This is a genomic window from Frankia sp. EI5c, assembly GCF_001636565.1.
Taxonomy (GTDB): Bacteria; Actinomycetota; Actinomycetes; order Frankiales; family Frankiaceae; genus Parafrankia.
Genome location: NZ_LRTK01000086.1, coordinates 1 through 20,453, shown reverse-complemented (window position 1 = coordinate 20,453; position 20,453 = coordinate 1). Strand labels below are relative to the sequence as shown.

Below are 20,453 nucleotides of genomic sequence, written 5' to 3'. Positions count from 1 at the left end.
GGTCGTGCTCGCGATCCTCGACCGCAAATGGCGCGAGCACCTGTACGAGATGGACTACCTGCAGGAAGGCATCGGGCTGCGGGCGATGGGTCAGCGCGACCCGGTCGTCGAGTACCAGCGCGAGGGCTTCGACATGTTCCAGACGATGATGGAGGGGATCAAGGAGGAGTCGGTCCAGCTCCTCTTCAACGCAGAGGTCCAGGTCGCCGGGCGGGACACCGAGGCCGCGCCCGCGGCGCCGCCGGCCGTCCCGGTCGCTCCCGTGGCCTCGGGCGACACCGCTGTAGCGCCGGAACCGCCGGCACCGCAGGCGCCCGGAGCCGGCAAGGCGCCTGCCGCGGCCGAACCGGCAGCCCCGGCGCAGGCGCCGCCGCCGGTCTTCGTCAAGGGTCTGGAACCGCGTCGTCCCGTCGGTGGCCTGAAGTACACGGCGCCGTCCGTTGACGGCGGTACCGGGTCCACGGTCACCACCACCGTCACCAACGGCGGGTTCGGCACGGCAGCGGGTCCAGGTGGCGGCACGGCGCGGGGCGGCGGGGAGGCCGGCGCGGCTCGTCCGGCCCGCAACGCCCCCTGCCCCTGCGGGTCCGGGCGGAAGTTCAAGCGCTGCCACGGCGATCCGGCCCGTCGCAACGACTGAGTTCGGTTGCGGACGCGGTCCGTTCGCCGTCGGGGATCCTCGCCCCGAGGGCCCGGCCCGCGTCCGATCCGGATAGCCGCGGGTTGCTGGCCGGTGCCCGTGGGCGGCTGCCGGTCCGCCTCTCGGGCCGGCCCGGTCAGCCGAGCTGAAGGGTGGTCACCTGCCAGCGGCCGGCCCTGCTCTCCATGCGGAGTGCGAGCGCCCGCACGCGCGGGCCTCGGCTCACCACGGCGCTGACCTCGGCGATCCCCGGCAGCGGCTCGCTGACCCGGACGCTTCGTACCTGGCCCGGTTGACGGCTCGTCAGCGCGGCCGCGGTTCGCGCCAGATCGTTCTGGAGAGCTGCCGTGGTCCACGGTGCGAGATGGGCCATCGGGCGGGCACCGGAGAGAACCTCGACGATCAGGCGTACGACGACTGCGGCGGTTCGGCGCGGATCCGGTGGCTGGCCTGGCGGTGACTGTTCGGCCGCGGCCGAAGGGGCCGGCGGAGCGCGGTGCGCTGCCGGCTCGGGGTGCCGCGGCAACGGAACGGGCTGGTGCTCTGGCAGGCGGGAACGGTTCGCGCCACGGTCGGCGAGCCGGCGCACGCCGCTGGTCAGTTCGCGCGGAGCGGTCGAGGTCGTACCGGACGCGGGTCCGCCGGCCCGAGGCCGACCGAGTGGATGGTGCGGGCCGCCGGGACCGTCGCCCCGTGCGAGTTCGTCGTCATACGGCGGGTCGGTGGGACGCACGGGCAGCAGGCCGGGCGCGGCGGCCGCGTGGGGACGCCGACGACGGGGCAGGGTCAGGGCGGTCGTCGCGGTCACGGCTGGCCTTTCACGGGCTCGATGGCGGTTGGATGCGCTGCGGCAGCTCAGAAGGCGGGCGGCGGCACGAGACGTTGGCCGGGCAGGATGAGATTGGGATCAGGGCCGATCACCTCCGCGTTCGCTGACCACCAACGCGGCCATTCGGCGGCGATCTGGTCGGTTGTCGCGGCCGGGCCGAGATGGCGGGCGACGATGGACCAGAGGGTGTCCCCGCGCAGCACGACGACCTCGGTGGAGCGCCCTGGGTCGGCGAGTGGCGGCTGCGCCGCGAACCCCGGCGCAGCCGAGGGCGTACCCGTTCCCCGTGGCGCGGCGGGGACCATGGGGTCCCCGGCTCCCGCGGTGGGACGAGCCGACCCCGGCCCACTGGCCTGGCCCGAGACACTGGGCTGGCTCGACGCGCCGGGCTTGCTGCTGGTGGCGGGCTTGCTGGAGGGGCCGGGCTTGCCGGAAGTGCCGGGCTGTGTCGCCGGGGCGGGCTGTGTCGCCGGGCCCGGCTGTGTCGCCGGGCCGGGCTGACCGGCCGGGCGGTGGTCGGGATGACCGAGGAAGGGCCATCCCTGCTCCGACGCCCTGGTGGCGCTGGCCTGGCCACCGGGCGCGGCGGTGTCGGGAGCGGTCGACGGCCGCGCCGGATCCGCTGCTGTTCCCTGAGCCCGGACGGGCGTCAGTGGTACGACCCGAACGTCGTCCGGGAGGGCACCGCCGGGGATGGCGTCGGCGACAGCGGCCCGCAGCGCATCCGTGGAGCTTGCCGATCCGGCCGCGTGGCCGGCACCGCCGGGGGTCGGTTGCGCGGGACGGGTCTCGGTGCCCCCTGGACCACTGTCCTGGCCCCGGCCGGTGTCACCGTGCCCCAGGAAGGGCCAGCCGTTCTCGGAGGCTCGCGGCGCGGTCGCGCCGGCACCGGGCGACGCGGTGCCGGCGCCGTCCTGGGACGGGGCGGTCGGGAGGGAGATGTTTCGGGTGGCCGCTGCTGCCTGGGCTGGGCTGGCGGCGGCTGGGCTGGCGGCGACGAGTGGGCTGACGCTGGCGGCGACGAGGGTGACACCGAGGCCGACCTCGACGATCCGGCGAATTGCCCCGGGCAGCACCCGCCGGGCGAGGGCGCCGCAGAGCCGGCCCGCGGTGCCGGGAAGCGCGGCCAGCGCACCGAGGATCACCCCGGCGCACAGCCACAGCAGGCAGACCCAGGCGATGAGGCCCAGGCAGTTCGCGAACGCGAGCTCCGGCGTGCCGCTGAACCAGGGCCAGACCTCGCTCGGATCCGATGGGAAGTCCGCGAGCCGAGGACCGAGCACGACCAGAACCGCCGCGACGCCCACAGCGGCCGCGGCACTGCCCACCCGTGCCGCGAGGTCCCGCGCTGTTCCTGAGATCATGCTCCGTACCCGTCCGTCCAAGGTGGATTCGNGGTGCCTGTCACGGACGATCTTCGCTGCTTTGGCCGTGAATAGGCAGGATGCTGTTCGGTAACCGCCCGGTCATCCGTGTTGGCTCGGGGTCAGGGAGCTGCAGCACGTACGGTGCCGTTTGGTTACGTTTGCTTGTGTAACCCGCCAGAAGCTAGATGTCAATCCGTATTGTCTCGCCTGCGCGGCGTGGTGACGGTTGACCTGCAGGAACGGAGGTTGGCGCCGGCGATGCGTTGGGAGGACCTTTTTGCGGATCTTGAGCTGCAGTGGGAGGCAGCGGAAGCGGCCGAGCTCGACGCGGAGATCGCGGACCGGACGCGGCGGGAGGCCGGGTACCTCCGCCTGCTCGACCGGATGCGGCCGGGTGTGGGGGCTGAGGTTCGCTGCCTGCTGCGCGGCGGCCCAGGTGCAGGGCCGGTGGCCGTCACCGGGCGCATATCCGCGCTGGGAGTGGACTGGATGTTGCTCAGCGAGGCGGGCCTGACCGAGGTGCTGGTACCCCGGGCGTCTCTGCTCGCCGTCCGGGGACTGACCGCCGTCTCGGCGACGCCCGGCCATGAGGGGCGGCTCGCCGCCCGCCTCGATCTGCGGCACGTCGTCCGTGGTCTCGTCCGTGACCGGTCGGTTTGCACGGTCACCCTGCTGGGCGGAGCGGCCCTGACCGGGACGCTGTTGCGCGTCGGAGCGGACTTTCTTGAACTCGCCGAACATCCACTGGGGGAGTTCGCCCGCAGGGCCGACGTCCGCGCCGGCTGGACCGTGCCTATCGAGGCGCTCGCCTTCATCCGCCGGAGCTGAGGCCAGGAGCACGCCGAGTGGGGCCGGGCGGTTCAGCCGCCAGGCAGTCGGTTGTCAGGCAGTCAGTCGTCCGGCAGCGTCTCGTTGCGGCCCATCGGGTTCGCCGCGACGAAGGCCCTGGTCTGCTCGTAGGCACGCTGGATGTAGGCCTCCAGCTCGGTGCGCTCGACCCGCCACTGCCCACGCCCACCGATCTTGATCGCCGGCAGTTCCCCGGAGCGGACGAGCGCGTAGGTCTGACTGGCAGAGATGTTGAGGATCTCCGCCACGTCGCTGAGTTGAAGGAAGCGGTCGTTCATCAACGCCTCCTCTCCGATGACGGTCGGCGCGTCTTACCTGTGTATCAGAGATCCCGCGTCCCATCGCGTTCGAATGCCTTGGCTTGTGGATAACTGCGCGCGATACCGCTTGATGAGTGGTCGCCTCGGACCCGTCATCCTGCCCACCCGCGTGGGCCGCCGGGCACCCTTGCACGTCAGGCTTATGCCCCCGGTGACCTCGGCGCATCGTGCGGGGGCCGTAAGGCGTCCTATGTACCGGAAGGGCCGAGCGAGGCTGTATCGGAAGGCTGAACGAGGCGGCGATCGTGACGGGTTGGTCCCGTATCGCCGATTTGAGTGGTTTATGGTTGTCGACCACGTACGCTCTGCGACCGTAAGGTTCGTCCAGGTGGCTGCCTGCCCGAGCGCCCGGTTCGCGGGGGCGGGCACCCATCTCGCGGCCGCGGACGGGGAGTCCGGGGCGAGAGGGCCGAGGGCGACCAGTCCGGGCGGCGGGTCCGGGGCGAGAAGTGAGGAGGCCTGGTGACGGAGCTGACCATCGCGCCGGCAAGACCGGAACCGACGCCGCCAGTGCCGCCGTCGCCTCCGGCGCGCAGACTCGGCCGCCGCCGCTGGCGGGACTCCCGGTTGCTCATCGGCGTCCTGCTGGTGCTGGTGTCGGTGGTTGCCGGCACCCGCCTGTTCGCGACGGCGGACCAGACCAGGCAGTGGGTCGTCGCCGCTGTGGACCTTCCTGTGGGCCACCTCGTCGTCGAGAGCGACCTCCGTACGGTCGCCGCGCGGCTGGACGGTGGGACCTCGGACCGCTACTACCCGGGCAGCCGGCGCGGCGACCTGGTCGGAGCGACCCTGGCCCGGCCGGTCAGCGCCGGCGAGTTGCTCAGCGGCGCCGACTTCGCCGGCGCGGGCACCGCGGCGACCAGGCTCGTACCGGTGATCGTCAAGGCCGGGCGGCTGCCACCGCTCTCGCCCGGTGATCATGTCGATGTCTTCGTCTACCAGCCGGACGCCGCCGGAGCACCGGCGGAAGGCGGTTCCGGGGCGGGTTCCGCCCAGACCGAGCCGGCGCAGCCGGCCGGAGCCGACGCGGGCGTCGAGATCCAGGTGCTGCACGATGTCGAGTTCGTCGCCCAGGAGCGCCTGAGCGGAGGGGACCGTTCGCTGTCGCTGCGGGTGGCTGCCGACGACGCGATCCGGGCGGTCGCGGCGTCCCAGAGCGGGCGTGTCGACGTCGTGAAGCTGGAACGGGACCCGCGGGGCGAGGTCGGCTCGGCCGGTCCGGCCACGGTGCCGGGGTACGGTCGGTGAGCCTGCCGATCCTGACCGCCGTCACCGACTCGGTCATCGAGGCGGGCCTGGTCTCGGCCTTCGATCGCCGTGATCTCGGCGTGACCGTGGTGCGTCGGTGTGTCGACCTGCCGGACCTGCTGGCCGCGGCGACGACCGGTGCCGCGCGGGCAGCGCTGCTCTCCGCCGACCTGCGGCGGCTGGACCGGGACGCGCTGTCCCGGCTCACCGCGTCCGGTGTCGCCGTCGTCGGCCTGATCGCTCCCGGTGACGAGGACGCGGAGCGCCGGCTGCGCCAGCTCGGCGTCGTGGCCGTGATCCCGGCGGACGCCACCGCGGAGGTGGTCGCCTCAGCGGTGGTCGAGGCCGCCAGGGCGGTGGCGGCCATGGCCGGCCCGCCTGCCCTGCCCCCGGCCTTCAGTGAGCCGATGGCCGGTTTCCGTGCTTTCACGTCCGCCGCTGACGGCGCCGGCGAGCCCGGTGAACTCCCCGCAATGACCGAGGGGCAGGTCATCGCGGTCTGGGGGCCGGTCGGTTCACCGGGGCGGACGACGGTCGCGCTCGGCCTGGCAGCGGAGCTTGCCGGGCTGGGGCGTCCCACTCTTCTCATCGATGCCGATTCCTACGGCGGTTCGATCGGTCAGCACGTCGGGCTGCTGGAGGAGGCGCCGGGCCTCGCCGCCGCGGCGCGCTCGGCCAACCAGGGCCTGCTGGACGTCCCACGTCTCGCGATGCTGTGCCGGGACCTGGGGGGCGGGCTGCGGGTGCTGCCGGGGATCTCCCGGCCGTCGCGCTGGCCGGAACTGCGTCCCGCCTCGGTGGAGACCGTGGTCGCGCTGTCCCGCCGGCTGGCATCCTTCGTCGTCGTCGACTGCGGCTTCTGCCTGGAGACGGACGAGGAGCTCTCCTTCGACACCGCCGCGCCGCGGCGCAACGGGGCCACGCTGGCCGTTCTTGGTGCCGCCGACTCGGTGCTCGCGGTCGCGTCCGCCGAGCCGGTCGGCCTGGTGCGCTTCGTCCGCGGGTTGGCGGAGCTGCGTGAGGTGGTGCCGCACGCCGATCCCCTGGTCGTGGTCAACAGGCTGCGGGGTTCGGTGGTGGGCGGAGATCCGCGCCGGGAGGTGGCTCGCGCCATGGTCCGGCACACCGGTCGCGAGCCGGTCGCGCTCGTCCCCTACGACCTCGCGGGTCTGGACGCGGCCGCGGCCTCGGGGCAGCTTCTGCGCGATATCGCGCCCGCCTCGCCGGCAAGGATCGCGCTCCGGGAACTCGCCGCCCTGCTGGCCGGCGTCGCCGGTGGTGCGAGGCGGCGCCGCTCCGGGCTGCGCCGCGCGCATCGCTGACCTTGTTGATCCGGGCTGCCCATACCTGTACATATCGATTCTCGCCGGGCAACATTCGGTACCGTGCGCCCTGATTCACGTCGGCTGGGCGGGCTAGTTGTTGTGACATTCACCGGCCGGGATGACTCCGGCCGGTCGGAGCCGTGGTTACGGGGAGCGATTCCGGGGCATCGAATCGTCGAGCGGTTACCTGCGAGCGGTCGCGAGGTCCTGGCTAGAGGTGACAAGGAGGCCGAAAACCGCGTCCCGAGGTGAGCGTCCTGCTGCTGNCCGTGCAGACCTTAATCGGTGGGGTGGCGGACTCGCCGCTATCCGCATCATTCGTCTGCCGGATGGTGAATCTTCGCTTTCGGGGGCGTTACGTTAGTGTGTGCGTGGAACGTCGTCGCGCAGGTCAGCGTGGTGATGGAACACGTTGATCGCTCGTTCGAGACGGCTGGGGGTGTGTCGGGTGAGCCGGGAGTACGCGAAGGCCGTGGGTGCCCGCCTACGGGCAATCCGGATCCAGCAGGGGTTGTCACTGCAGGGCGTAGAACAGAAGTCGCGGGGCCGGTGGAAGACTGCCGCGGTCGGCTCCTATGAACGTGGCGATCGAATGATCAGCGTTCATCAGCTGTCCGAGCTCGCCGGTTTCTACGGCGTTCCGGTCTCAGCCCTGCTGCCGAACGAGGACCAACTTCCCCCGCGGGAACGCAGACCGCGCACGGTACTCAATCTTGAGAAGCTCGCGCAGGCACCGCCGGACACGTCCGCACTGGTGCGCAGGTGGGTCGCTCAGATTCAACGGCAGCGTGACGACTACGCCGGTCACGTGCTGTCCATCCGCGACGGTGACGTGCGGGCGCTGGCCCTGCTGCACGACACGACACCGCAGGAGTTCGCCGAGCGGCTACGCGCCTGGGGAGTGCTGGAGACCAGCTTCCCCGAGGAGAGCGAGCCGCCGGAGTAGGCGCCACGCGCGTCTGCCGCGGAACGTCGCCAGGTCGCCAGGTCGCCAGGTCGCAGGGTGATCGGACGGATGCGCCGACCTGGACGACCCGCGGCAGGCGGGCGGGTGACGGTCCGGCACAACCGCCGGGCCGGCCCGGTTGTACCTGGAACAGGCGCGGAAGGCCCGCGAGGAAGCGGCGAGACCGGTGTCGAGGTCGGTGGCCAGTCCACATCGACAGTGGCCAGTCCACATCGAGATCGGAGTCGCGCGTACACCTGGAACCCGTGTGCGAGGCCGAACACACCGCGCCGGGAGGTGACGCAATGCCGAGGAAGCGGGCTCCGCGTAGGGGAATCGTGCTTGGCGCGGGTGGTGTACTCGGATCCGCCTGGATGATCGGAGCGCTGCGGGCGATCGAGTCCGAGCGCGGCATCGACGTCCGCGACCACGACGTCGTCGTCGGGACGTCGGCCGGATCCGTCATCGCGGCGTTGCTCGGGCTCGGGGTCGGCGCCGACGTGATGGTGAACTCCGAGCGCGGGATCTTCGAGCCGGGCTACCCGGTGCTGGACTACCGCGACCTCGGCGCGTCACTGCCCCCGAGGCCGCGGATGCGGATGGGTTCTCCGCGGCTGCTGACGGCGAGCGCGCTGCATCCTCGGCAGGCAACCCCGATGGTCGCGCTGGCCGCGCTGCTCCCGCAGGGCCGGGGACAGATCGCGGCCATCGGTGATCTGGTGACCGCGGCCNCCGCCCGGATCGAGGCGCCACCGGACCCGCTGGCGGCCAAGCGTTCGGCCGCTGTCCCGCCCGGTGCCCGGCGTGGGCGGCCTCCGACGGTCCTCGGGCCGAACGGCTGGCCGCGCAGCCCGCGGCTGCATGTGGTGGCCATGGACTTCGACTCCGGCGGCCGCGTGCTGTTCGGCTCGGACGCGGCACCGCCGGCGCCGCTGGCGCAGGCCGTCATGGCGTCGTGCGCCATACCCGGCTGGTATGCCCCGATCAAGATCGCCGGTCGTCGCTTCGTCGACGGGGGGACCCGGTCGCCCGCCTCGCTCGACCTGCTCGCGAACGCGGACCTTGACGAGGTGACCGTGCTCGCGCCGGCCTGTTCGTTCGAGTGCGATCGCCCGCGCGGCGCCGTCGCCCTGGTCGAGCGCCAGATGCGCCGGGCGGCGACCAGACGGCTGGCCCGGGAGATCGAGCTTGTGGAGGCCGCCGGGATCCGCGTGACGGTGCTGTGCCCGGGTCCGGAGGATCTTGAGGTCATCGGCGGGAACATGATGGACCTGACCCGCCGCGCGCCGGTCTTCGAGACCTCGCTGCGTACCTCCGCGGAGGCGCTGCGGGCGATGCGGGGCGTCGTTGCGGGCACGGGGCGGGGAAGCGGTGCGGCGACGGGACCGCGTCGGGTGGCGGTCGCGGCCGCCACCCGCACCGAAGGTATGGCAGCCGGAGCGGGCGAGGCAGCCGAGGCAGGCGGGACAACCGGGTCGGATGTGGCGGCCGGGCGCGGCGCGCCGGCCGGGTCGAGCGCGACAGCCAGGTCGGGGGGGACCCGTGACGCGGGCACCACGGGCCCACGTCGAACCGGCGCCACGCGCCCGCGCGCCGCCGGCGGAACACGTCCCCGGACCGGGACGGGAACCTCCCCACAGGCAGCGATCGGCGCGTCACGGTCGGACGGGCCGGACCGAACGGACGGGCCGGACCGAACGGGCCGGACCGACCGGTCGGACGGGCGTGTCGATCAGAGCGCCCGCCCGTCGAGGGCGGCGACCGGGGCGGACGACGGCGATGTCCAGGCCCAGAACACGGACCTCGGTCTGGTCGGCTGACCTCGGGTTGCCACACTTGGTCGCATGCGTGTCTACCTTCCCTCGACCCTGACCGCCGCCCGCGCGGCACTGCGGGAGCGGGCTGTGCCGGCGGGCATGGCGTTCGCGGTCACTCCGGCGTTGCGGGAGTGGTACAGCCAGTCCGACACCGAGGAGATGGAGTTCGCGGCGCTCCAGAACGCGGCCAGGGCGTGTCTGCGCCTGCTGGACGCCGATCCCGAGTCACCGCCGCGGCGGTTCGTGTTCGCCGCCGACGTGCGGGAGGCGGCTGTCCGTGTGCGTGACGACCTGGACAGGGGAGCGGTGGAGGTGCTCGAGCCCGTCCCGTTGAGTTCCGTGCGCGCCGTCCATACGGACGACCCCGCGGATGCCGAGGCGCAGGCCGCTGTGCGCGCCGCCGCCGACGCGGTGCTGGAGGCCGACCTCGGCAGCGACGACGCGGCCTTCGTGGTCGACGGTGCCGAGGGCTTCGAGCTTCTGTGGTTCGCCACCCAGGAACTCCCCGACCTCGTCTGAGCTGACAGCGGGCCGGGGCAGGGGGCAGGGCGGGCGGAGGGCGGCCGAATGGATCGTATCGGTCATCTGTGGGCCCTTCTGTGGTCTGCCGCGTCGCCCTCCCGCGGTGCACTGAACCAATCGGAGTGACAACGCACGGCCGCCGCCCGCACCTTGATTGCTTTTCGGGGGTGGCGTGGCCCTTCCCGCGTAGCTTTTCGGTGTCACCGGGTGGTGCCCGGCACGGGGATGCTCGGTGGCGATGTCGTCCTCGCGTTGCTTTTGACTCCCCGCGGCGGGCATCGGCCAACGCACCGAATAGTGTTGTTGCTGAACTGGTTGCTCCCCCAATGGCTCATCTTGTGCGGGCGCGACCGTGGCTGCCGGTCCTGGCCGGCCCGCGGCGTGTTCCACGGTTTCCCGGGGCTGGCGTGGGCGCTCCGTCGTGCGTTCCTTGGCTTCGATATATCTGTGGCGTGACGTAGGAGGCTGGTGCCCCGTGCTCTATCTCGCCGGGCAGATTCTGGTCTTCGTCCTCGTGGCGATGCTGATCGGCGCGGGGCTGGCCTGGCTCTTCCTGGCCGCGCCGCTGCGTCGGCAGGCGCGTCTCGCGGCGGAGCTCGCCGGCACCGGCACCGGCCTGGTGGCCGACGAGGCCGCATCCACGGTCCCGGCCCCCGGTGGGCTGCACCAGGAGGGTCCCTCCGCCGCTTCCGGGATCGCCGGGCTCACCGACGAGACCGGCCCGCGGTCATCCGCTCTGCCGGCCGGCCCGAGTGCTGCGCGGTCCGCGGTGGCTCCGGCGCCCGCGGAGCGCACCGCACTCGGGTCGGCCGATACCGATCTCGCGGGTGATGGCGACTTGCGGCCGGCGGTTCCCACCCGGGGCGCGGCCGTGGATCTCGACGATCTCCTGTCCCGCCTGCGGGAGCAGGAAGAGCGGTGGGTCCTGGAGAAGGAGGCTCTGGTCACGCGCCTCGCGGCCGCGGAGCGGCAGGCTGTCGAGTCCGCGCGGCGGGTGGCGGCGGCGGAGCGGCAGGTCGCCGTCGCGGAGACGCGGATCAGTGAGATCGAGGCGGCTTTGCTGGCCGAGCCGGTCGACGCCGAGGCGGCGAGCGGCCGGACGGTCGTCCAGCCGGTTTCGCCGGCGATCTCCCAGCTTCCCGCACTCTCCGGGCCGGAGTCCGGTTCGGCGCTGGGTGCCGCCGGCCGTGATTCCGTCGCCGAGCTGGCCCGTGAGACGGCGGAGCTGCGTGAGCAGTTGCAGGAGGCCGAGGCCCGCGCGGCCAAGTTCTCCTCGCGGTTGGCCATGGTCCGCACCGAGGCGGAGGAGGCTCAGCGGCAGGTGGCCACGATGAGCACAAGGCTTGACCGCCACCAGGCGGAGTGGGCGGCAGAGCGGATCAAGCTCCTCGCCCGCATCGCGGAGGCGGAGGAGGCACGGGCGGCGGTACCGGCGGCAGCCACGCAACCGGCGGATCCCGAGGTCGGCGGCCACCAGGAGGAGCTACCCCTGATCGAGGAACCCACCGTCGTCTCGGCCGCCCTGCCCGCCCAGCGCACCTCGCCAGCCTCGGGCCACCCGACCGAGCCCGCTGTTCTGCCTGAAGCCGCTGTCCCGGCTGAGCCTGCCGTGCAGCCCGGTGCGGATGGGCACGATGTCGACGCGAACGCCGATGCTCACGCAGATGCCGATGTTCACATGGACGCTGAGCTTCACCCCGATGCCGAGCGTCACTCAGACGGCGAGCGTCACTCAGACGGCGAGCTCCAGGCCGGTGGCGATGTCCTGACGTGTGGCGGCGCCTTCGACGCGGGTCCATTGCTGCAGACGATCGCGGGATCCCGTCAGGACGATCTTGAGCTTATCGGCGCGGCACTGGTGGCCGCCGTGGCCTCCGCGGGCCTGACGGACGACCCGGGCCTGACGGGCGGGCCGGCGGATGCGGGCCGGGGGGCCCCGCCCGGCGTCCGCACCTCCGAGGGTGCTCCGCCGTCCTGGGGCGGGCCGGCCGAACCCGTACCGTCCTCCGACAACCTCAAGGAGATCGTGGGAGTCGGGCCCGTGGTCGAGTCCCGTCTTCGGGTGCTGGGAATCACCACCTTCCGCCAGCTCGCCGCGATGGGCGACATGGATGTCGACAGGCTGGCCAGGAAGCTCGACGGCTTCGGCGGCCGGATCATCTCCGATGACTGGGTCGGCCAGGCCCGTGACCTCCAGGCCCGGCACCACGGCGGGCTCGCCTGACCGGACGGAGGTCACAGGCCGGAGATCAGACCTTCGATCTCGGCTTCGACGATCCGGCGGTCGGTCACGTCCAGGTAGAGCCAGACATGGCCGTGGTAACCCTCGGGCCCCGCGAGCGGGATGTGGCTACGTTCGAAGACCCGGCCGTCGGCGAACATGAGGGCCTCACGCCGCATCGTCCGTCGACGCCGTAGCAGGGTGTCGAGCCGGTTCGCGAAACCGGCGGGGTCCTCCACCAGGCCTGGCATCGGGCGGATGTGCGCACGGCAGTCCGTGCCCACCAGATCAACCGGCGCCTCCGCCAGCTCGAACAGGTCGCAGTACGTCTGGTTCACGGCCACGACCCGGGCGTCCGCATCCGCGACGAGGACCGCCGAGGGCAGTTCGGCGAGCAGCGTGGTGAGCCAGCGCTCACGCTCATGGCAGGCGTCGGAAAGTCGGCGCAGCTCGGTGAACGCGCACCCGCAGGCCCCGTCACCGGCACCCCGGGTGCCCGCTGCCCGCCACGGGTCGACCGGTCCACGTGTGGGCAGGGCGGACGCCGGGTGGGACGAGTACGGCCGAGTCGGCCTGGGCGGCGGCGGCGGGAACGAACTGGCGGCCGAGCCAGGCCCCGCAGCCGGCGGATGTGATGCCGTGGCACCGCTGTGCGGGGTGACCGCGGCGCGCCATTCGGCCCCCGGCGGGAGAACGCCGCCGCGGTGCGACTTCGGGTTCGGGTGCGGCGCCGGTAGCCGAGGCCCGTCCTCGCCGGCGTGCACGGACTTGCCACCGTTGCGGGAGCCCGGGGCACCCGGTCCCGGGGGGGTGCGCTCGGGGAAGCGGGCGCGCGTCGGGCCGGCGGAGGGCTCGGTGGCCGGCGGTTCGCTCTCGCTGGACGAGGGCCGGCGGGGAGCCGGAACCGTCCAGCTCGGCCCGGGGCCGTCCAGGTCCTCCGGTGGCAGCCAGAGATCGTCGGTGACCAGGTCGAACCGGTCGAGTTCCTCACGGAGAAGCTCGATGGTCTCCGGGCACATCGCGTCCAGGGCCTCGCCGGTCGGGTGGTCGGCGTCGCCCCGACGTGCGTCAGCCCGCGCTTGGGGTACGGCGGTGAGCGTGCCGGCGAAGCGGCGGTGCCCGTTCTCGCCCACCACCGCGGATGCGCGCAGGATCGCTGGGCGGGCTGTCCCGTCCGGCTGGAGCAGCCGGACCTGAACCGTGAGCTCGTCACCCTCGGTAACGAGCTGCCGCCACCGTGCCGTGACGGCCCGCACATCCTCCGGATGCACGGCGCGTTCCCAGCCGTGCCCCACCGCTTTGTCGCGCGGAACTCCGGTCAACACGGACCAGTGCCGGTTGACAAAGACGTGCCGGCCAGATACATCGGCGGTGAATATCCCGACCGGGCAGTTCTCGACAATTCGTCGGAATACATCCCATGCGGTCGCGAACACGTCGGACGGCTCGGCGCCGTGGTGGGTGTTCATCGTTGTCCCCGGGTGAGAGTCGGTCGACGTGTGCGGGGTGCGGCAACATTCCGTGGCAACGCTGTGCGCGCTGTGCCCGGTGGGCGTTCGGCAGTGCGGAACAAAGGCTGACCGGGCACGTGAAGGACCCCCGAGGCAGGCGTCGGCGGCGGTCGGCGACCTGTAGGGCGGTGTGGGGGAGTACCACCGGTCGGCGCGGACCGTGCGTTGTCGGTTTCCAGTGTGGTGGCGTGGCGTTCGGGCTTCTGACCGCCGGCAGATTACCGCTCTCGCGCCCCGTTGCCGACGTCCCCGGCCGGCGTTTCGGTACTGATCTGCCGGCCTGCTGGATTCCCGGGCGGCAGTTTCGGCGGGTGGTGTGCGGGCTGTCCGCAACTCGGGCGGAAGCCCGTCCGGGCCGCCGCGCGCCCCGAAGGGCGGTTACCCAGCGTGACACCGATACCGGGATCTGGTCGGGTCGCGCGCTGTCTGTGGCTGGTAGTGGTCCTACCCGGCGCAGGGCGCCCCCGGGGGTTGTGCGAACGTTGTTGCTTGCGTACCCGCTTGCAAGGGTTGATGACGAGTGACCCTCTTCCTACGCTTCGTAGCTGGTAGTCGGAGTCCGGGGGGGCGGGGCGCATGGACAGGGGTGAGGAGCGGCGATTCTCGGTGGCGGTGGCTCGCGGGAACTGGCTGGACGCGACCTCTCACGTGGAAGGAGAGGTTCGTGAACTGATACGTCGGCGATCTCTTGATCCGGTGCGCGAACCCGCGCACATTCGTCAGCTCGTGGACGACGTTGTCGCCGAGTACGAAGAACGTGCCCTCACCAGTGATCTTCCGCCGGTGGTGGACCGGGATGCCACCGCCCGCGCGGTCTATGACACGGTCGCCGGTTTCGGCCCCCTGCAGCGGCATCTCGACGACCCGACCGTGGAGGAGATCTGGATCAACGAGCCCGGCCGGGTGTTTGTCGCCCGGCACGGCCGCAGCGAGCTGACCACCACGATTCTCACCCATGACCAGGTACAGGACCTGGTGGAACGCATGTTGAAGTCGTCCGGCCGCCGGGTCGACCTGTCGACTCCGTTCGTCGACGCAATGCTGCCCGACGGGTCCCGCCTGCATGTGGTCATTCCGGATGTCACCCGAGTGCACTGGTCGGTCAACATCCGCAAGTTCGTTCTGTCCGCCTCCAGCCTGGAGGAGCTCGTCGCGCTCGGCACGATCNCGCCGCAGGCGGCCCACTTCCTGGAGGTCTCGGTGATCTCCGGGCTGAACGTCATCGTCGCCGGCGGCACCCAGGCCGGCAAGACGACCATGCTCAACTGCCTGGGGTCCGCGATCCCGGCACGCGACCGGGTCATCAGTGTCGAGGAGGTCTTCGAGCTGCGGCTGCGCGCGCCCGACTGGGTCGCCATGCAGACCCGCCAGGCGAACCTGGAGGGCAGCGGCGAGATCCGCCTACGGCGGCTCATCAAGGAGGCGCTGCGGATGCGTCCCGACCGGATCATCGTCGGCGAGGTGCGGCAGGAGGAGGCGCTCGACCTGCTGATCGCGCTCAACTCCGGGCTGCCGGGCATGTGCAGCCTGCATGCGAACTCCGCCCGCGAGGCGGTGACCAAACTGTGCACCCTCCCGCTGCTCGCAGGGGAGAACGTCACCCACGCGTTCGTCGTGCCGACCGTCGCCGCCAGCGTCGACCTCGTCGTCCACCTCACCAAGGAGGCCGACGGGCGGCGCCGGGTCACCGAGATCGTCGCGCTGCCGGGGCGGGCCGAGGGCGACACCGTCGAGGTCGCGCAGATCTTCCAGTCCCGCGGCAACCAGCTGGTGCGCGCCGACGGCTACCCGCCGCACCCCGAGCGCTACCTGCGGGCCGGCTACGACCTGGCGGCGCTGCTGGCCCCGCCCGCCCACGAGCGGGGCTACCCGCAGATCGCGGTCGAACGCTGATGGGCATCTTCCTCGGGCTCGTNCTCGGCCTCGGCCTGTTCCTGATCGTGATGAGTGGACGTCCACGCGCCAGCAGGGCGGAACGCGCCGAGGCGGCGTGGGCACGCAACCTGGGCGAGACACTGGCGCAGGCTGGCATCCGCGGGGTCAGCGCACACCAGTTCGTGCTGGTCAGCGCGGTGCTGGGGCTGGTGGCCGGTCTCGTCGTGCTCGCCTTCTCCAGCACCTTCTCCCTCGCCGCCGCGTTCGGGGCCTTCGCCGCGTTGGTGCCGCGCCAGCTTGTGCTGCGCCGCCGGCGGGGCCGCATGCACGACCTGCGCGAGGTGTGGCCGGACGTCGTCGACAACCTCGCCAGCGCCGTGCGGGCCGGTCTGTCGCTGCCCGAGGCACTCGCGGCGGTCGGGGTGCGCGGGCCGATACCGCTGCGTCCCGCCTTCACCCGTTTCGGCGAGGACTACCGGGCGACCGGCTCGTTCTCGACCTGCCTCGACCGCCTCGCCGACGAGCTGGCCGACCCGGTCGCCGACCGCATCATCGAATCGCTGCGGATGGCCCGCGAGGTCGGCGGCACCGACCTCGGCCGGTTGCTGCGCACCCTGTCGACCTTCCTGCGCGAGGACGCCCGCACCCGCGCCGAGCTGGAAACCCGCCAGACCTGGACCGTGAACGCCGCCCGGCTCGCGATGGCCGCGCCCTGGATCGTCCTGCTGCTGCTCGCCAGCCGCGGGGAGAACGTGCGTGCCTACGACAGCCCCACCGGGGTCGCCGTGCTCGCCGCCGGTGCCGGTGTGTCCGTCCTGGCCTACCTGCTGATGAAAAGGATCGGGCGGCTACCTGAGGAGGAACGGGTGCTTCGGCAGTGACACGGGCGGCGCGGACGACACCGCTGACACCGACGAGACGGGCGGTGCGCGAATGACACCGGTGCCGGGCACGAGACGGGTGTTCCGGCCGTGAGCACGGCCGCGGCGGGCGCGCTGCTCGGCCTCCTCCTCGGCACCGGGCTGGTCATCGTGATCTTCCGGTCGCCGCCGGCCCGCAGGGTGCGGCTCGCCGACCGCATCGACCCCTACCTGCGCGACACCCCCTCGCCATCCCGGCTGCTCGCCGACGGGGTCGGCGTGGGCGGTGCGTCCACCAGCACCGAGAAGCCGGCCCGCCACCGCGGCCGCGCACGAGCCGAGTCGGCCCCCGCTTTCGGTCTGGGAACGGTCGAGGCGCTGCTCCGGCCGTTCGTCGAGGACGTCGCCGCGCGCCTCGACCGCTTCCTCGGCGGCCGGGCCGCGCTCACCCGCCGGCTGGTCCAGGCCGGTGGACACACCTCGATCGAGGAGTTCCGCGTCGAGCAGGTGATCGCCGCGGTGGCCGGTGCCCTGCTCGGGGCGTCCGTCCTGGCACTGCGGGCCCTGCTCGGGGTGGGGCCGCCCGCCCTCGTCGGCGTCGCGCTGGTCATCGCCGGGACGGCCGGCGGCATCGTGGCCCGGGACTGGTGGCTGACCCGCGCGATCCGCGAACGCGAGGACCGGATGCTCATGGAGTTCCCCACCGTCGCCGAGCTCCTCGCGCTCGCCGTCACCGCGGGGGAGTCCGCGATCGGCGCGCTGGAGCGCGTCAGCCGCCTCACCCGCGGCGAGCTGGGCACCGAGCTGCGGCTCGCGCTCGCCGACGCCCACTCCGGCGCCACCCTCGTGCAGGCCCTGGAAGGCATCGCCGCCCGCACCTCACTGGCGCCGCTCACCAGGTTCGTCGACGGCATGGCGGTGGCGATCGAACGCGGCACACCCCTGGCGGACGTCCTGCGCGCCCAGGCCGTGGACGTCCGCGAGGCCGGCAAACGCCAGCTGCTGGAAGCCGGCGGCCGCAAGGAGATCGCAATGATGATCCCGGTCGTCTTCCTCATTCTCCCGACGACGGTGATCTTCGCCTTCTACCCGGCGCTCGTCAGCTTCACGGTGATCGCGCAGTGACGTCCACGGCGATCAGGCAGTAGCGGGTGCCGGGGGCGGACAAGAGCCCCGGGCACCCGACCGGATCCAGGGAGGGGACATGAAAAGGATGAGGCACAGTCCGGTTCGGCCGCGGGCGGGGCATGCCCCGCGGGCGCTGACCCGCGCGGCGGCGGGCATCACCGCCTGGGTCGTCACGCGGACGGGCCGCTGGGCGGCCCGGAACGAGCGCCTCGCCGCGGCCGGCGCGGACCGCGGTGACGTGCCCGGCTGGGTGATGGTCACGGTGATGACCGCCGCCCTGGTCGTCGCGATCGCCACGCTGGCGACACCGGCGCTGCAGTCGCTGTTCACCTCGGCCATCGAGCAGGTGACCGGCGTCGGCGGCGAATGACGCCGGCCACCGTGCCTGGACGTGTCCGTGGTCTCCTGCCTGGCGCCAGGGGACGACGGGCGGACGACAACCGTGCCGTCACGGGGCCGGTGGACGGCGCCGCCGGGGCCGGGGCCGGGGGCAGTGTCGGGAGCAGCGACAGCGGTTCGGCGATCGTCGAGTTCGTCCTGGTCGGAACGCTGCTGCTGATGCTGATCCTGGGCATCATCCAGGTCGGGCTTGTCCTGCACGTGCGCAACACCCTCGCCGCGGACGCGGCGGAGGGCGCCCGGCACGCCGCCAACCTCGGCGTGCCCGCGAGTGAAGGTGGCAGCTACGCCCAGCAGCTCATCACCAGATCCCTGCCAGGCCGTTCCGACGCCGTCTGCACCGGGCAGGAGGAGACGGGCGANGGTGACATTCCGCTGGTCCGCGTGACCTGCACCGTGGTCGTCCCGCTCAGCCTCGTTCCGCTGGGCGACGGCGTGACGCTGACGGTCACCGGCCACGCCGTGAAGGAGACCCCGTGACGGTGCCGGCCACCGGCCTCCGCCGCGGCCGGCCCGGTCGTCGGTTCGGTCGTCTGATCGCTCGTCTGATCGCTCGTCTCCGGCGCCGGTTCCACCGACTGCTCGGTCACCTGTTCCACCGTCCGCACTGCCGGGAGAGGNCCCCCCGTGCGGACGCGGGCTCGGCGATGATCGAATTCGTCGGGCTGTCGCTGGTGCTGCTGATCCCGTTCGTCTACCTGTTTCTCGCGGTCTTCGCCGTCCAGCGGGCTGCCTTCGGGGTGACCCAGGCGGCGCGTGAGGCAGGCCGCGCCTACGCCACCGCGCCAGACGAGACCAGCGGAATCGAACGCGCCCGGCTCGCCGCCCAGCTCGCCTTCACCGACCAGGGCATCCACGCTGCCCCCGAGATCAGGTTCGCACCCGAGGGTGCGGACTGCGGCGCGGGCAACCCGGGTGACGGAGCGGCGACCCTCGAACCCGGAGCGCGCTTCGTGGTCTGCGTCCGCGCCCTCGTCCCGCTGCCCGGAGTCGGCGCCATCGCCGGCAACCTCGCCGACGTGACAGTGAACGGCCAGTTCACCGTGGTCATCGATGCGTACCGGGCCGACCGGTCAAGCACGTGACCAGCGAGTTTGCCGATCGGATGATCCGAAATCCGGTGGCATAGCGCTTGGATGCGCGGTAACTGGCGCTGGCTTGACCTCGTCATCCGGGTCATTGAGCGGTCAGGCGTCGGGTGGGTGCGCGGTCGTTCGGATGATCAGCGGTGGTAGACGTCGCGGCGGTGGTCGATGGCCACGACCGTGACCGTCATCGCCTTGTCGTCGATGCGGTAGATGACCCGGTAGGTTCCGCGCCGTGCGCTGAACCGGTCGTCGAGCGGTGGCATGAGCCGTTTCCCGACCCGGTAGGGGGCTTCCAGGAGCGGTCCGGTGATCAGTTCGTAGACCGCTGCGGCGACGGTGTGGGGGAGGCTCTCGTTGAGTGCGCGGCGGGCCGCTGGCGACATCTGGAGGACGTAGCGGTCAACGGCGTCGGTCATGCGGCGCCGAACCGGCGTCTCATGTCCTCGGCGATCTCCTCTGCCGTCACGACTTCCCCACGAGCGAGTTCGGCGTCCGACTCGGTGAGCTGGCGCATCGTCAGCGGGTCGCTCAGGATCGCGATGGTCTCCTCCAGCCGCTCCAGGTCCTCGGCGGCCATCAACACGACGAAGTCGCGGCCGTTACGGGTGATGTGTATGCGCTCGTGCGTCCGGTCGACCTCGTCGGCGATCTCGGACAGTCGGGCCTTGACGTCGGACAGCGGCAGCGTCTGCATAGACCAGAATTCTAGTCTTCCGAGGGAGGATGTTGGCCTGGTGGACGTGCACGGCGATGCCCCGTCGTCCACGCCTCGGCGTCGTCCGCGGTCAAGGAGGGGCAGGGAGGTGGCGGAACTCCACAGGCGTGCCCCATGGCATCGCAGGCTTGTGGACCGCCAATCTCGATCTTCAAAGTGGCGGCGGCTCGGTGGCCGTTCAACACCTCAGGTCTCTCGCGAAGGCCAGAAGTGTCGGGTGATCGAGCGGGTAATACGAGGGTGGTAGGTCCTTGAGGTGGAACCAGGTGACAGGCTGTCCCGGTTCAGGTCGCAGCGGCTCCGCGGGGTCTGCCGTCAAGGCGTAGGCCAAGCCATAGGTACGGTCGCCGGCATGATGGTCCCCGAGAACCGCGACGGGTTCGTGGACCAGCAGATCCGCATTGATCCCGGTCTCCTCGGTCACCTCTCGGAGGGCGCCCTCCCGGGGAGTCTCGTCTTCTTCCAGACGCCCGCCCGGGCTCAGCCATCCGAAGTGTGAGTGCCGGACAAGAAGCGTCTGTGCAAGATCTTGGGAGAACACCCAGCCGGCCACCACGACCTGCGCGTCCAGCGCTGGCCCCCCGGCCCGGCTCCTGCGTGGCAGCGGACCACTCCGTCGAGCGTGGCGCCGTCTCCGAACGCGGAGCGGCCGCGCTCCGCGTCGACCGTCCACCCTTCGGTCCGGCTGGCTACATGATTGGAAGATCGACAACATCACGGTAAAGTGGCGCACTTTCGTTCACGCCGGATCAGCGTCTTCGCAGCTGAGCACAGCGATAACCCGAAAAGAACG

At 72.0% G+C, this 20,453-nt stretch carries 18 protein-coding genes and 5 pseudogenes; 17 read left to right on the top strand and 6 right to left on the bottom strand.

Annotated features, from left to right (window positions below):
• On the top strand, nucleotides 1–640 hold a 640-nt coding region (locus UG55_RS42325), incomplete at its 5' end, for an SEC-C metal-binding domain-containing protein (protein WP_242424976.1).
• 136 nt (nucleotides 641–776) lie between these two features.
• On the opposite strand, the gene UG55_RS23180 is transcribed toward UG55_RS42325, so the two are convergent.
• On the bottom strand, nucleotides 777–1,448 hold the full coding sequence (locus tag UG55_RS23180; RefSeq protein ID WP_066073003.1) for an Rv3235 family protein: 672 nt from the start codon (nucleotides 1,446–1,448) through the stop codon (nucleotides 777–779).
• Between the two features lie 1,646 nt (nucleotides 1,449–3,094).
• Between UG55_RS23180 and UG55_RS23170 the strand changes: the two genes are divergently transcribed.
• On the top strand, nucleotides 3,095–3,664 hold the full coding sequence (locus tag UG55_RS23170) for a hypothetical protein (protein ID WP_066072999.1): 570 nt from the start codon (nucleotides 3,095–3,097) through the stop codon (nucleotides 3,662–3,664).
• A gap of 62 nt (nucleotides 3,665–3,726) precedes the next feature.
• Here the strand turns inward: UG55_RS23170 and UG55_RS23165 are convergent, their stop codons facing one another.
• The gene (locus tag UG55_RS23165) at nucleotides 3,727–3,963 is read right to left on the bottom strand and encodes a helix-turn-helix domain-containing protein (RefSeq protein WP_066072997.1); all 237 of its coding nucleotides are present in this window, start codon (nucleotides 3,961–3,963) and stop codon (nucleotides 3,727–3,729) included.
• A 504-nt stretch (nucleotides 3,964–4,467) separates the two neighbouring features.
• On the opposite strand from UG55_RS23165, the gene UG55_RS23160 reads away from it, so the two are divergent.
• From UG55_RS23160 to UG55_RS23135, 7 genes and pseudogenes are all read left to right on the top strand, one after another.
• Nucleotides 4,468–5,253 (top strand): SAF domain-containing protein, encoded by a 786-nt coding sequence (locus tag UG55_RS23160; RefSeq protein ID WP_066072995.1) that lies wholly within the window; start codon nucleotides 4,468–4,470, stop codon nucleotides 5,251–5,253.
• Nucleotides 5,250–6,575 carry a chromosome partitioning protein gene (locus UG55_RS23155; RefSeq protein ID WP_066072993.1) on the top strand — a complete coding sequence of 442 codons (1,326 nt, stop codon included), beginning with the start codon at nucleotides 5,250–5,252 and terminating at the stop codon, nucleotides 6,573–6,575. Before UG55_RS23160 ends, UG55_RS23155 begins: the two co-directional genes overlap by 4 nt.
• A 451-nt stretch (nucleotides 6,576–7,026) precedes the next feature.
• Nucleotides 7,027–7,524, top strand: a complete 498-nt coding sequence (locus tag UG55_RS23150; protein WP_066072992.1) for a transcriptional regulator — start codon at nucleotides 7,027–7,029, stop codon at nucleotides 7,522–7,524.
• A 305-nt stretch (nucleotides 7,525–7,829) separates the two neighbouring features.
• Nucleotides 7,830–8,255, top strand: a pseudogene (locus UG55_RS42320) (patatin-like phospholipase family protein); the annotation flags it as partial.
• Between the two features lies 1 nt (nucleotide 8,256).
• A pseudogene (locus UG55_RS23145) lies at nucleotides 8,257–8,993 on the top strand (patatin-like phospholipase family protein); the annotation flags it as partial.
• Between the two features lie 375 nt (nucleotides 8,994–9,368).
• On the top strand, nucleotides 9,369–9,860 hold the full coding sequence (locus UG55_RS23140) for a DUF6912 family protein (protein WP_066072988.1): 492 nt from the start codon (nucleotides 9,369–9,371) through the stop codon (nucleotides 9,858–9,860).
• 478 nt (nucleotides 9,861–10,338) lie between these two features.
• On the top strand, nucleotides 10,339–12,087 hold the full coding sequence (locus tag UG55_RS23135; protein ID WP_066072986.1) for a hypothetical protein: 1,749 nt from the start codon (nucleotides 10,339–10,341) through the stop codon (nucleotides 12,085–12,087).
• An 11-nt stretch (nucleotides 12,088–12,098) separates the two neighbouring features.
• On the opposite strand, the gene UG55_RS23130 is transcribed toward UG55_RS23135, so the two are convergent.
• Nucleotides 12,099–13,553 (bottom strand): PAS domain-containing protein, encoded by a 1,455-nt coding sequence (locus UG55_RS23130; protein ID WP_066072983.1) that lies wholly within the window; start codon nucleotides 13,551–13,553, stop codon nucleotides 12,099–12,101.
• Nucleotides 13,554–14,201: 648 nt separating this feature from the next.
• Between UG55_RS23130 and UG55_RS42315 the strand changes: the two are divergent.
• From UG55_RS42315 to UG55_RS42300, 8 genes and pseudogenes are all read left to right on the top strand, one after another.
• Nucleotides 14,202–14,762: pseudogene (locus UG55_RS42315) on the top strand (ATPase, T2SS/T4P/T4SS family); the annotation flags it as partial.
• Nucleotide 14,763: 1 nt separating this feature from the next.
• The coding region (locus UG55_RS42310) for a CpaF family protein (RefSeq protein WP_242424974.1) at nucleotides 14,764–15,488 on the top strand (725 nt) is incomplete at its 5' end.
• A gap of 23 nt (nucleotides 15,489–15,511) precedes the next feature.
• Nucleotides 15,512–16,351, top strand: an 840-nt coding sequence (locus tag UG55_RS23120) for a type II secretion system F family protein (RefSeq protein ID WP_242424973.1), incomplete at its 5' end; no start/stop codon positions are given.
• 90 nt (nucleotides 16,352–16,441) lie between these two features.
• Nucleotides 16,442–17,455 (top strand): type II secretion system F family protein, encoded by a 1,014-nt coding sequence (locus tag UG55_RS23115; protein ID WP_066072978.1) that lies wholly within the window; start codon nucleotides 16,442–16,444, stop codon nucleotides 17,453–17,455.
• A gap of 88 nt (nucleotides 17,456–17,543) precedes the next feature.
• Nucleotides 17,544–17,828 carry a hypothetical protein gene (locus tag UG55_RS23110; protein ID WP_242424972.1) on the top strand — a complete coding sequence of 95 codons (285 nt, stop codon included), beginning with the start codon at nucleotides 17,544–17,546 and terminating at the stop codon, nucleotides 17,826–17,828.
• 11 nt (nucleotides 17,829–17,839) lie between these two features.
• Nucleotides 17,840–18,219: pseudogene (locus UG55_RS23105) on the top strand (TadE/TadG family type IV pilus assembly protein); the annotation flags it as partial.
• A 1-nt stretch (nucleotide 18,220) separates the two neighbouring features.
• Nucleotides 18,221–18,337: pseudogene (locus tag UG55_RS42305) on the top strand (pilus assembly protein); the annotation flags it as partial.
• A gap of 167 nt (nucleotides 18,338–18,504) precedes the next feature.
• A complete protein-coding gene (locus UG55_RS42300; RefSeq protein WP_066073030.1) occupies nucleotides 18,505–18,942 on the top strand; it encodes a hypothetical protein in 438 nt (145 codons plus the stop codon).
• Nucleotides 18,943–19,079: 137 nt separating this feature from the next.
• On the opposite strand, the gene UG55_RS23095 is transcribed toward UG55_RS42300, so the two are convergent.
• From UG55_RS23095 to UG55_RS48000, 3 genes are all read right to left on the bottom strand, one after another.
• Nucleotides 19,080–19,361, bottom strand: a complete 282-nt coding sequence (locus UG55_RS23095; RefSeq protein WP_066072974.1) for a type II toxin-antitoxin system RelE/ParE family toxin — start codon at nucleotides 19,359–19,361, stop codon at nucleotides 19,080–19,082.
• Nucleotides 19,358–19,639: a type II toxin-antitoxin system Phd/YefM family antitoxin gene (locus UG55_RS23090; protein ID WP_066072972.1), complete on the bottom strand. Its 282-nt coding sequence runs from the start codon at nucleotides 19,637–19,639 to the stop codon at nucleotides 19,358–19,360. The genes UG55_RS23095 and UG55_RS23090 overlap by 4 nt, the downstream gene beginning before the upstream one ends.
• 199 nt (nucleotides 19,640–19,838) lie before the next feature.
• The gene (locus tag UG55_RS48000) at nucleotides 19,839–20,375 is read right to left on the bottom strand and encodes an NUDIX hydrolase (RefSeq protein ID WP_083987121.1); all 537 of its coding nucleotides are present in this window, start codon (nucleotides 20,373–20,375) and stop codon (nucleotides 19,839–19,841) included.
• Nucleotides 20,376–20,453: the final 78 nt, after the last annotated feature.